General features: G+C 64.5%; 10 protein-coding genes. 4 read left to right on the top strand and 6 right to left on the bottom strand.

Annotated elements, in window-relative coordinates; all coding sequences use genetic code 11:
* Window positions 1-105: 105 nt before the first annotated feature.
* The 4 genes from GGQ90_RS06110 to lepB all read right to left on the bottom strand — a co-directional run bounded on the left by GGQ90_RS06110 (window position 106) and on the right by lepB (window position 4,262).
* Window positions 106-1,605: an ABC1 kinase family protein gene (locus tag GGQ90_RS06110; RefSeq protein ID WP_188081312.1), complete on the bottom strand. Its 1,500-nt coding sequence runs from the start codon at window positions 1,603-1,605 to the stop codon at window positions 106-108.
* Window positions 1,606-1,659: 54 nt separating this feature from the next.
* A complete protein-coding gene (era, locus tag GGQ90_RS06105; RefSeq protein WP_188081311.1) occupies window positions 1,660-2,553 on the bottom strand; it encodes a GTPase Era in 894 nt (297 codons plus the stop codon).
* Window positions 2,554-2,757: 204 nt separating this feature from the next.
* The gene (gene rnc / locus GGQ90_RS06100; RefSeq protein ID WP_188081310.1) at window positions 2,758-3,438 is read right to left on the bottom strand and encodes a ribonuclease III; all 681 of its coding nucleotides are present in this window, start codon (window positions 3,436-3,438) and stop codon (window positions 2,758-2,760) included.
* Window positions 3,438-4,262 carry a signal peptidase I gene (lepB, locus tag GGQ90_RS06095; protein WP_188081309.1) on the bottom strand — a complete coding sequence of 275 codons (825 nt, stop codon included), beginning with the start codon at window positions 4,260-4,262 and terminating at the stop codon, window positions 3,438-3,440. The genes rnc and lepB overlap by 1 nt, the downstream gene beginning before the upstream one ends.
* 202 nt (window positions 4,263-4,464) lie before the next feature.
* Here lepB and pgi point away from each other — a divergent pair, with 202 nt between their 5' ends.
* Together pgi and gor are read left to right on the top strand one after the other, a co-directional pair.
* A complete protein-coding gene (pgi, locus tag GGQ90_RS06090; protein ID WP_188081308.1) occupies window positions 4,465-5,964 on the top strand; it encodes a glucose-6-phosphate isomerase in 1,500 nt (499 codons plus the stop codon).
* A 206-nt stretch (window positions 5,965-6,170) separates the two neighbouring features.
* On the top strand, window positions 6,171-7,517 hold the full coding sequence (gene gor, locus GGQ90_RS06085; RefSeq protein ID WP_188081307.1) for a glutathione-disulfide reductase: 1,347 nt from the start codon (window positions 6,171-6,173) through the stop codon (window positions 7,515-7,517).
* Between the two features lie 82 nt (window positions 7,518-7,599).
* On the opposite strand, the gene GGQ90_RS06080 is transcribed toward gor, so the two are convergent.
* Complete coding sequence (locus tag GGQ90_RS06080) at window positions 7,600-8,334, bottom strand: 2OG-Fe dioxygenase family protein (protein WP_188081306.1); 735 nt, start codon at window positions 8,332-8,334, stop codon at window positions 7,600-7,602.
* Window positions 8,335-8,448: 114 nt separating this feature from the next.
* Window positions 8,449-9,234, bottom strand: coding sequence for an SDR family NAD(P)-dependent oxidoreductase (locus GGQ90_RS06075; RefSeq protein ID WP_188081305.1), 786 nt, complete (start codon window positions 9,232-9,234; stop codon window positions 8,449-8,451).
* A gap of 102 nt (window positions 9,235-9,336) precedes the next feature.
* Here GGQ90_RS06075 and GGQ90_RS06070 point away from each other — a divergent pair, with 102 nt between their 5' ends.
* Together GGQ90_RS06070 and GGQ90_RS06065 are read left to right on the top strand one after the other, a co-directional pair.
* Window positions 9,337-10,227, top strand: coding sequence for a LysR family transcriptional regulator (locus tag GGQ90_RS06070; protein WP_188081304.1), 891 nt, complete (start codon window positions 9,337-9,339; stop codon window positions 10,225-10,227).
* A gap of 288 nt (window positions 10,228-10,515) precedes the next feature.
* Window positions 10,516-12,003 carry an arylsulfatase gene (locus GGQ90_RS06065; protein WP_223178112.1) on the top strand — a complete coding sequence of 496 codons (1,488 nt, stop codon included), beginning with the start codon at window positions 10,516-10,518 and terminating at the stop codon, window positions 12,001-12,003.
* Window positions 12,004-12,110 lie beyond the last annotated feature (107 nt).

The raw sequence follows: 12,110 nt of genomic DNA, 5'->3' as shown, positions 1-12,110 counted from the left end.
ATCGCCGGACCGGAAGGCGCAACCCGCAAGGGCATGTGGCCGAAAGGAACCGACGGATGTGGGGACCGACAGCGATGTCGGTCCCCATTTTGTGTTGGCAATCGACTAGCTCCAATATTGCGCGGCTGCGATCAGCGCACCGGCGGCGAGGATGGCGGCGGCGATCCATTGCTGGCCCCCGTCCGGCGCGGACGGCGTGATGGGCGCTGCGTCTGCCTCCAGCCGCCGGGTCAGCGCGCGCAGCAGGCGCGGGGCGTCGTCGGCGATGCGGGAGAGTTCGAGTAGCAGGGCTACGGTCTTTTCGGGCGCATGAGCGGCGCTGATCTGGTTCATCACCAGCCGGCCGCGCGCCTTTTGCAGCGCCTGCGACAGGTCGAAGCCGGGCTGGATCGCGCCCAGCACCCCGTCCATGGTGATCAGCGCCTTGAAGATGAGGGCAAGGTCGGGCGGCAGGACAAGGGCTTCCTTGCGCAGCAGCGGGAAGAAGTCGGCGACCATGCGCGTCAACACCAGCGGGCCGCTGCCATGGCGTGCGACCAGTTGCTCGGCGGCGTCCAGCACCCGGTTGGGATCGGGCGTGCTGGCCTTGGACCATAGGAGTAGCGTGTCGGCCAGGGTATGCGCGTCGCCCGAGCGCAGCGACAGGATGAAGGAGAGGAATTCCTGTCGCCGCCGCGCGCTGACATGGCCGATCAGACCCAGGTCAAGCAAAGCGAGCCTGTCGCCAGGCAGGCAAAGAAGATTGCCGGGGTGGGGATCGCCATGGAAGCGGCCATGGACCAGCACCATGTCGAGCACCAGCGCGGCGCCAAGGTCGGCGATCGCGGTGGGATCGATGCCGGCGGCGCGCAGGCTGTTGCCATCGCGCGGCGGCACGCCGTCGATATAGTCCATCACCAGCACCGTTTCGGCGCAATAGCGCCAGTGGATCGCCGGGATGACTACTGCCGGATTGTCGGCCAAGTCGCCGCGCAGCCGGTCGGCATTGCGCCCTTCCTGGGTGAAATCCAGTTCTTCCAGCACGGTATCGAGCAGTTGCTGGACCAGCGCGCGGGGCTGGAAGCGGCGCGCCTCCCGGCTGCTCGCTTCGACGATGCCGGCCAGATGGGTGATGAGGCGCAGGTCGGCCTCCATCGCCTTGCGGATGCCGGGGCGGCGGATCTTCACAACCACCTCCTGCCCGTCGGTCAGGGTGGCGCGATGGACCTGCGCCATGGAGGCGGCGGCGAGCGGGACAGTATCGAAGCGGGCGAAGGCGGTCTCGACCGGTTCGCCCAGCACGGCTTCGAGGCGCGGGCGGAGCTGGTCGAAGGGCAGGGTCGGTGCGTCGCTGTGCAGCCTGCCGAATTCGGCGATCCAGGCTTCGGGTAGCAAATCCTGCCTTGTGGCGAGGATCTGGCCCAGCTTCACATAGGTCGGGCCGAGCGCTTCCATCGCCTGCCGGGTGCGGCGAGGCAGGTCGGGCGGATCGGCGGCGGCGCTGTCATCGCCTTTCGCCAGTCCCAGCCGGGCGAGCAGCATGTCGAGGCCGAAGCGGGTCGCGACGCTGGCAATCTCGGCCAGTCGTGCGCGATCCCGCGTGGCCACCATGAAGGTCTTGAGCATGACGGCTCAACGACCGGGGCCGGGATTATGTTTCGCTTGTGCAGCGAAGCAAGATCATTCCACCCAGTCGAGGCCGATGTCGCGGTAGATGAAGCGGTCATCCTCCCAATCTTCCTTCACCTTGACGTGAAGATAGAGATGGACCTTGACCCCCAGCAGTTCGGCCAGTTCGGCGCGCGCCTTGGAACCGATTTCCTTGAGGCGCTGGCCGCCCTTGCCCAGCACGATGGCGCGCTGGCTGGTGCGGCCCACCAGGATCTGTTGATGGATTTCGACCGATCCGTCGTCGCGCTCCTTATATTGCTCGGTATCGACCGCGGCGGCATAAGGGAGTTCGGCGTGGAGCTGGTGATAAAGCTGTTCTCGCGTGATTTCGGCCGCCAGCATGCGGTCGGTGGCGTCGGACACCTGATCTTCCGGGAAATGCCACGGGCCTTCGGGCATGGCGTTCGCAAAGGCGGTCTTGAGTTCGGCCAGGCCATCGCCGGTCGCGGCGGAGACGAAGAAGGTCTCCTCGATCTCCAACTGTTCATAGAGGCGCTGGGTATGGACCAGCAGCTTTTCCTTGATCGCGATGTCGACCTTGTTGAGGATCAGCCACTTCTTTTCCGGCCGGGCCGCCAGTGCGGAAATGATGGGTTCCATCTTGGACCCAAGCCCCGCCTTGCCATCGACCACCAGCACGATCAGGTCAGCACCCTGCGCGCCGCCCCAGGCGGCCTGCACCATCGCGCGATCGAGCCTGCGCTTCGGCGCAAAGATACCGGGCGTGTCGACCAGCACCATCTGCGCATCACCCTCGATCGCAACGCCCATGACGCGAGTCCGCGTGGTCTGCGCCTTGGGGCTGGTGATTGCCACCTTCTGCCCGACAAGTGCATTCACCAGCGTCGACTTGCCGGCATTGGGGGCGCCGACGATGGCGATGACGCCACAGCGCTGATTCATTTCCGAAACGTCCAAAAAAATACTCCGTTCGCGCTGAGCCTGTCCGCTCAGAAAATATAGGTCGTCCTGCCAGCGCAGGCTGGCATCCCGCTTCTTTCTTCCTGGTAAGAAAAAAGGGAGAACCCAGCCTTTGCTGGGATGACGGAATAGGGTGCTTGTAGCCTAGTGCGCTGCCATAGGAAACAGCGCGTAGGACGAAGGGCCTTAGCCCGCCAGTTGCTCCAGCAGCGCCTTGGCGGCGGCGGTTTCGGCTTCCTGCTTGGAGCCGCCGGTCGCGCTCGCCTCGCCCGCGCCCTTGATCGACACGGTGACGGTGAAGCGCAGCGCATGATGCGGGCCGGACCGGTCCGTCATCACATATTCGGGCGGCTTGCGCTTGTTCGACGCGGCCCATTCCTGCAACGCGGACTTCGGGTGGCGCGGCGCGGCGGTCTGGGTATCGACCCGGTCGCCCCACAGGCGGCGGACCAGCGTGCGCGCCTCATCCAGCCCGGCTTCCAGATAGAGGGCGCCGATCAGTGCCTCCATCACGTCGCCCAGCACATTGTCGCTGTCGGCGGCGCCATCGTCGCGTGCCTGCTTGCCCAGCACCAGATGGGTGGGCACGCCGGCGGCACGCGCCACCTGCGCGCAGGTTTCGCCCGAGACCAGCGCGTTGAAGCGGCGCGACAGCTTGCCTTCCGGTTCGGCCGGGAAGCGGTCAAAAAGCCATTCCGCGATCAGCAGGCCGAGGATGCGGTCGCCCAGAAATTCCAGCCGCTCGTAATTTTCCGCCTTGGCGCTGCCATGGGTCAGCGCCTGTTCGAAGGCGGCGGGACGGGTCGGCGCACGGCCGATCAAAGCGGCCAGCCAGGCTGCGGTATCGGGCCTGTGCGAAGCCACCATCAAAAGCCTTCCCCGATCCGGCTCCAGCGTGCGGCGGTGAACCAGGTCCAGGGCAGCAGCCAGTTGGCGCTGCCGTCGGTCGAGAAGACGGACACAAGCGCCTTGCCGACCAGATTTTCCTCGGGGACCAGGCCGATGCCGCCGCCCTCGACCGCCGGGAAGCGGCTGTCGGCGCTGCGATCGCGATTGTCGCCCATCATGAAGAGATGGCCTTGCGGCACCAGCACGGTGTCACGGTCGTCGGCGGCGCCATCGGGCACCAGGTCGAGGACATTGTAGCTTTTTCCGCCCGGCAGCGTCTCGCGATATTGCGGATAGCGGCACTGCTTGCCACCGCCCGGCGCAGCCTGCTCGAATTCGGGGCGATAGCAGGGGGAGGGGCTCCCTTCCTTCTGCGCCGCATCTTCCATGTTGGGCGTAACCGGGATGACGAGGTCGGCGACCTTCTGCTTCGGGATCGCCTGGCCATTCAGATAGACGGTGCCGCCCCGAACCGAGATCATGTCGCCCGGCAGGCCGATCACCCGCTTGATATAGTCATTCTTCTGGCTCGGCGGCGCCTTGAACACGACCACGTCGCCGCGCTGCGGCGTCGAGGCAAGGATGCGGCCGGGGATCAGCGGCACGGAGAAGGGCAGCGAATAGCGCGAATAGCCATAAGGCCATTTGGCCACCAGCAGATAGTCGCCGATCAGCAGGCGCGGCTGCATCGATTCCGAAGGGATGTTGAAAGGCGAGACGATGAAGCTGCGCAGGACGAAGACGAACACCGCCAGCTTGGCGAGGAACCAGATGAAGTCCCGCGTTTCCGATTTTGCGCTCATGTCTGCCCAATATTCCTTCAAGGTCGTGCCGCACTGCGACGTGTCACTGCTGCCTGTCACTGCGGCCTGTCGCGGCTTTTGCGGGGTCGCCCGCGCCGCGTCAAGCGCGTGGACGATGCAATGCGTGCCGCTTTTGGATAAGGAGAGGAAGAATCGACCGGTGCAGCGTCGATATCGACCAACGACCAAGAGGATCTCCCGCATGTCCAGTCCCGCACTGGCGGCCCTTGCCGCCCTGCCTCAAGCTGAACTCAAGACCATCTTCGAGACTGATGCCGATCGCCTGTCCAAGCTGGTGCTGAGCCAGGGGGCGCTGCGCTTCGACTGGTCCAAGACGCACCTGACCGACGAATTGATCGACGGCTTCCTGAAGCTGGCGGCGGAGCAGGACTTTGCCGGGCGTCGCGAGGCGCTGTTCGCCGGCGAGGCGGTGAACAACACCGAAGGGCGCGCGGCTGAGCATACCGCCCAGCGCGGCGTCGGCAATGCCGACAGCGTGGCGCTGGCCAAGGCGCTGCACAACCGCACCCGCGCGCTGATCGACGCGATCGAGGCGGAAGCGCTCGGTCCGATCCGCCATATCCTGCATATCGGCATCGGCGGCTCGGCACTCGGCCCGGACCTGATCGTCGATGCGCTGGGCGGCGACGGCATGCGCTATGATGTCGCGATCGTCTCCAATGTTGACGGCACCGCGCTGGAAAAGGCGATGGACGCCTTCGACCCGGAAGCTACGCTGATCGCGATCGCATCGAAGACCTTCACGACCAGCGAAACCATGCTGAACGCGGCGAGCGCGATCAACTGGATGGTCGAAGCCGGTGTCGAGGATCCCTATGGCAAGATCATTGCGCTGACCGCCGCTCCGGAGAAGGCGATGGAATGGGGCGTCGACGAGACCCGCATCCTGCCCTTTCCCGAAAGCGTGGGCGGCCGCTATTCGCTGTGGTCGTCGATCGGCTTCCCCGCCGCGCTGGCGCTCGGCTGGGACGCGTTCGAAAGCCTGCTGGAAGGTGCGGCGGCGATGGACCGTCATTTCCAGCTGACCGATCCGCGCGAGAATATCCCGCTGATCGCCGCCTTCGTCGATCAATATTATGCCCGCGTGCTGGGCTGCGAAACCCGCGCCTTGTTCGCCTATGACGAGCGGCTGGCGCTGCTGCCTTCCTATCTCCAGCAGTTGGAGATGGAGAGCAATGGCAAGTCGGTGAAGCTGGATGGGTCGCCGGTGGACGGGCCGACCGCGCCGATCACCTGGGGTGGCGTCGGCACCGACGCGCAGCATGCGGTGTTCCAGTTGCTGCACCAGGGTACGATCCTGACACCGGTCGAGTTCATCGCCTCGATCGAGCCGGGCAATGCGCTCGACCCGGCGCATCATCGTGCGCTGCTGGTCAACTGTTTCGCCCAGGGCGCGGCGCTGATGCGCGGCAAGGACAACGCCGATCCGGCCCGCGCCTATGCCGGCAACCGCCCGTCGACCACCATCCTGATGGACGATGTGAACCCGCATGCCCTGGGCGCGCTGATCGCCTTCTACGAGCATCGCACCTTCGCCAATGCCGTGCTGATGGGGATCAACCCCTATGACCAGTTCGGCGTCGAGCTGGGCAAGGAGATCGCCAAGTCGATCGAGGCCAATGGCCCGACCGGCTTCGACCCCTCGACCATGGCGCTGATCGAGATCGCGCTGGGCGAATAATCCTGCCCGGCACGGGGGGGGGGGGGGACCGGCCGCAGGCCGGTGGAGGGGGCTAGCCTTCTCCGCCGGGCTGGCGGCGCCTCCCCTCCACCATGATGCGCATGGTCCCCCTCCCCGCAGGCGGGGAGGAAATTCCCATTTGTAACTGCGCCGTCCAGCCGCCATATCCGCCGCCAAGCAAGATAGTGCGCCGAGCGGAGACTGGCATGAGCGATTATGATTTCGACCTTTTCGTCATCGGCGCAGGATCGGGCGGCGTGCGCGCGTCGCGCGTCGCGGCGGCGCATGGCGCCAAGGTCGCGGTGGCCGAGGAATTTCGCGTCGGTGGCACCTGCGTCATCCGCGGCTGCGTGCCCAAGAAGCTGCTCATCTATGGTGCGCATTTCGCCGAGGATCTGAAGGACGCCCGCCGCTTTGGCTGGAACGTGCCGGACTGCGGTTTCGAATGGGCGACGCTGCGCGACAATGTGCTGGGCGAGGTCGACCGGCTCGAAGGACTCTACAAGAACACGCTGGGCAGCCACAAGGTCGAGCTGATCGCGGAACGCGCGACGATCACCGGGCCGCATCAGGTCGCGCTTGCCAGTGGGCGCGAAGTGACGGCCAAGGTCATCCTGGTCGCGACCGGCGCCTGGCCGCTGATCCCCGAGGTGGAGGGCGCCGAACATGGCATCACCTCCAACGAGGTGTTCCATCTGGACGATTGCCCCAAGCGCATCGTGATCGTCGGCGGCGGCTATATCGCCAATGAATTTGCCGGTATCTTCCACCAGCTTGGCAGCCATGTGACGATGGTCAATCGCGGCAGCACGCTGCTGCGCGGTTATGACGAACAGATCCGCGATCGGTTGCTCCAGATATCGACCATGAAGGGGATCAACTTCCGCTTCAACGCGCAGATGGAAAAGATCGAGAAAAATGAGGACGGGACGCTGTGCGTCCGCTTCAAGGACGGCGATCCGGTCGCGGCCGATATCGTACTGTTCGCCACCGGCCGCCAGCCGCATACCGACGGCTTGGGGCTGGATAAAGCGGGAGTCGAGCTGGACGAGAAGGGCGCGATCAAGGTCGACGAATATAGCCGCACCAGCTGCGAGAGCATCTATGCGGTGGGCGACGTTACCGACCGGCTGCAACTGACCCCGGTAGCGATCCGCGAGGGCCATGCCTTTGCCGATACGGTATTCGGCGATAATCCGCGCACCGTCGACTATAGCTGCGTGCCCTCGGCCGTGTTCAGCCATCCGCCGCTGGCCGGCGTCGGCCTCACCGAAGCGCAGGCCAAGAACAAATATGGCACGGTGAAGGTCTATACCTCCGACTTCCGGCCGATGAAGAATGTGCTGGCCGGGCGCGATGAGCGGGCGCTCTACAAGATGGTCGTGGACGCGACCACCAACAAGGTAATCGGCCTGCACATGATCGGCCCGGACGCGCCGGAAATCCTGCAGGCAGCGGCCGTCGCGGTGAAGGCGGGACTCACCAAGCAGGATTTCGACGATACCGTGGCGCTGCATCCCAGCATGGCAGAAGAGCTGGTGCTGCTGAAGTAATCCTCCCCGCTTGCGGGGAGGGGGACCGCTGGCGAAGCCAGGGGGGAGGGGTGTGCCGTCGGGCCATCCCCCTCCGTCATCGCTATGCGATGCCACCTCCCCGTGCCGGGGAGGATTGGAACGTCAAAACCAGCGCGTCGCGCCAAGCAGGCTGGGCGGGATCGACGGCGTGGATCTCGGTCACGCCGTGGAAGATGCGGTGGTCGTCGATCAGCATCGCGTCGCCCGGCTGGGCCAGGGTGAATTCGCCCATCGGCGTGCCGTCGGCGGCGCCGATGCGGGTGACGCCCTCGCGCACATTGCGCCGCTCGACCAGCATCACGAAGACCCGGTCGACGCCGTCGCGGTGCATGCCCTCGGGCGTGGGACGGCCAAGCTCACCCGGCTTCGCCTCGATCCGGAACTGGTGCATCTCGACATGCCAGTCGCCCGATGACGCCGGATCGAAATGGCCGGCGCAAAAGGCCAGCAGCGCCTGCGTCACCGGCAGTGCGATCGTGGCCTCCTCGACCGGATCGAACCAGCGCTGCACGTCGCCGTTCAGCGGGTTATAGTCGCGGCTCTGATAATGGGGTTGGTGCGGCTGGCGGCTGAACTGCCCGGCGGCGCAATGGAAGGTGGCGTGGCGGCGGCGGCGATAACGGCCGCCATCGGCCATGAAGAGATCGGGGCCAAGATCGTCCCAGCTGCGGGCAAAGGGCGCCCAGTCGGCCGCGCCGATATCCAGCTGGCGCAACAGGTCGGCGCCGGCCAGGCGGACATAGCCATCCTGTTCCAGCGCCTGGTCGATGGTGGGCAGGCAGTCCGTATCGCTCATTTCCATCCTCATAATCAGAGGAAGAAACGAGCGACAGGGCCAGTTGCCACAAGCAGGATTGTGATGGAGGCGCGCGCCAACCGCCGTTTTTTTTGGGAGGTTGGCGCTGGACCGTCAGTAGATCGTGGGCACCATGCCGCCTTCGACCTTGACGGCCGCGCCGTTGGTGGCGGCGGCCAGCGGGCTGGCGAGATAGGCGGTCATCGCGCCAACTTCATCGGCTTCGATCAACCGCTTGATCAGCGAGAGCGGGCGCAGCCTGGTGAAGAATTCGGCCTCGCGCTCGGCTTCGGACGCGTCCTTATTCTCGACCACGGAGCGGATGAACTCGACAATGCCTTCCGAGCGCGTCGGGCCGGGCAGCACCGAATTGACGGTGACGCCGGTGCCGCGCGTATGTTCGGCCAGGCCGCGCGAAATGGCGAGCTGGGCCGATTTGGTCATGCCATAATGGATCATCTCGGCGGGCGGCAGCAGGCCGCTTTCGCTGGCGATGAACAGGACACGGCCCCAATTTTTCGCCAGCATCTTCGGGAAATAATGGCGGGCAAGGCGGGCGCCGCTCACGACATTGACCTCGAAAAGATGGTGCCAGTCCGCGTCGGTGATGTCGGTGAAGTCCTTGGCCTCGTAGATGCCGAGATTATTGACCAGGATGTCGATGTCCGGGACGGCGGCGATCAGCGCGTCGGCACCCGCAGCGGTCGCGGGATCGGCCAGGACCGGACGGATGGTGCCGGCCTGCGCCAGGTCGGCGGTGGCAGCATCCAGCTTGGCCTGGTTGCGGCCGGTGATGACGACCTCGACCCCTTCCTCAGCCAGGCGCTTGGCGATGGCGAAGCCGATGCCGGCGGTCGATCCGGTGACGAGGGCGGTCTTGCCCGAAAGCTGAAGATCCATGGTGCATTCCTCTGAAAAGTGACAGCGACGTTGACACCAAGATAGACTATTTATCATTGGTGATTAGATTGCACTTTGGCATTTCAGAAGTGATTTGAAATCATGGATAATCGGTTCGGCGACATCGAAACCTTCCTGATGGTGGCGGGCGAGGGTAGTCTGGCGGCCGCTGCCAAGGCGCTGCGGCTGACGCCGTCGGCGGTCAGCCGATCGATCGCCCGGCTGGAGCAGCGGCTGGGCGTCACGCTGTTGCGGCGGACCACTCGCGCGCTGGCGCTGACGCCGGAGGGCGTTACCTATCGCGACCGTATGGCAGTGCTGCTGGGCGACATGATGGCGCTGGAAGCGGGGCTTGGTGAAGATCGCACGACGCCGCGCGGGCTGCTGCGGATCAACGCTTCGCCCTCCTTCGGCATCGAATGCCTGATCCCGATCCTGCCCGGCTTCCGTGAACTTTATCCGGCGGTGACGGTGGACCTGACCCTGTCCGACACGATCGTCGATCTGGTCGAGGAGCGGGCCGACATCGCCATCCGTATCGGTCCGCTGCGCGACACCAGCCTGCGGGCCAAGAAGCTGGGCCATAGCGCGATGGTGCTGGTGGCGAGCCCCGTCTATCTCGCCCGGCGCGGCACGCCGCAGACGCCGGACGATCTGGACGATCATGATTGCCTGCGCTTCAGCTTCCGCCGCTCGATCGACGGCTGGCCGTTCCGCATCGGCGGAAAACTGGTGCAGCGGCCGGTGCAGAGCAGTTTCTACGGCAATTCGGGCGAGGTGGTGCGGCAGATGGCGGTCGCGGGCGGCGGCATCGCCCGGCACGGCCATTTCCATGTCGCCAGCGACATCAGGGCTGGCCGACTGGTCGAAGTGCTCGCCGACTATAATCCCGGCGACGGCGAGGATATCCACGCCCTCTATGCCGCGGAAGACCGCACGGCGGCGCGAATACGCGCCTTCCTCGACTATCTGGACGAGGCGCTGGTGGAATGAGGGCGGGGTGTGCCTGCATGAACATATTCACCCGCGTTGGATGGAGGCGCCCAAAAGCCGTCTATTCCGCTTCCGTTTTGCCCAACCGATTTGCGAATATGGCAGGATCAGCGATGTCTCCGCGTCGATGAAAATGTCGAATATGTGTCATCGGCCAGCCTGGCGCCTGCAACTGGGCCGTCCGATTGCACAATAGGGGGTTTCCTTTGGAGAAATCCATATAACGCCTGATATCGGCCTTGGTGGGGTAACCTATCCTCCTGCGCAACTATGTCGAGGAGATCACTGATGCCCACGGGAAAGCCTAACATTCTTGTCATCTTCGGCGATGATATCGGCTACGGAAACATCAGTTCGTTCAACAACGGGGTGATGGGCTACGACACGCCAAACATAGACCGGCTGGCCGTCGAGGGCGGTAAGCTGGTCAATTATTACGCACAGCAGAGCTGCACCGCTGGCCGTGCGGCGTTCATCACCGGGCAGATGCCGTTCCGCACGGGGCTGTCGAAGGTCGGCCTGCCGGGCGCGGACCTCGGCCTGCAAAAGGAAGACCCGACCTTGGCGCAACTGCTCAAGCCGCTCGGCTATGCGACCGGGCAGTTCGGCAAGAACCACCTCGGCGATCGCGACGAGTTCCTGCCGACCGTACACGGCTTCGACGAATTTTTCGGCAACCTCTATCACCTCAATGCAGAGGAAGAGCCGGAGAATGAGGACTATCCGGAAGATCCGGAATTCAAGAAAAAATATGGCCCGCGCGGGGTGCTCCATTGCAAGGCCGACGGCAAGGGCGGCCAGTCGGTCGAGGATACCGGTCCGTTGACCAAGAAGCGCATGGAAACGATCGATCACGAAGTGTTCGAGAAGGCCAGCGACTTCATCGGGCGCGCGGTCAAGGCCGATACGCCTTTCTTCGTGTGGTTCAACACCACCCGCATGCACAATTTCACCCACCCGAACCCGAAGAACAAGGGCCGGACCGGCCTCGGCTTCTATGCCGACGGGATGGTCGAACATGACGACACCGTAGGCGAGGTACTCGACTTCATCGACAAGGAGGGCCTGGCCGAGAATACCATCGTCATCTACACCACCGACAACGGCCCGATGCAGTGTCTCTTCCCGGACGCCGGCTCGACCCCCTTCCGCAGCGAAAAGAACACCAACTGGGACGGCGGCTGGCGTGTGCCCGCGATGATCCGCTGGCCGGGCGTGGTCAAGCCGGGTTCGGTGTTCAAGGGGCTCATGTCCGCCGAGGACTGGTTCCCGACGCTGGTTGCCGCGGCCTGGAACCCTGAAGTCAAGGACCAGTTGCTCCAGGGCACGAAGGTCGGCGACACGAGCTTCAAGGTGCATCTCGATGGCTTTGATGAGACGGATTATCTGTCGGGCAAGGCGAAGGATAGCGCTCGCAAGGGCTTCCTCTACTTCAGCGACGACGGCGACCTGCTGGCGGTGCGCGGCAAACGGGTCAAGGCGCACTTCATGGTCCAGGATGCGATCGGCTTCGAAGTCTGGCGCAACCCGTTCAGGACGCTGCGCGCGCCGATGATCTTCGATCTCCAGATCGATCCATATGAGAAGTCGTCGGACGGTATCAATTACCTGGATTGGACCTATCGGCGGTCCTATGTGCTGGTGCCCATTCAGGAGGCGGTCGGCAAGGTGCTCGCCACGTTCAACGACTTCCCGCCGCGGCAGAAGCCGGCGAGCTTCACCGTCGGCGATGCGCTCGAAGCGCTGGAGGACGCAATGGGCAGCAAGGGTAGCTAGAGATTTTCCAAGTAGACGGATCGTCTGCTGGCTCGGAAAACGCGCAAAACGAAAAACTGGAGCAGCCGAACCGGTGCAATCGGGTCGGCTGCTCCAGCGATATGGGT

The sequence above is a fragment of the Sphingobium scionense genome, from assembly GCF_014197035.1.
GTDB classification, from domain to species: Bacteria; Pseudomonadota; Alphaproteobacteria; order Sphingomonadales; family Sphingomonadaceae; genus Sphingobium; species Sphingobium scionense.
This window is presented reverse-complemented; position numbering and strand designations above follow the sequence as displayed.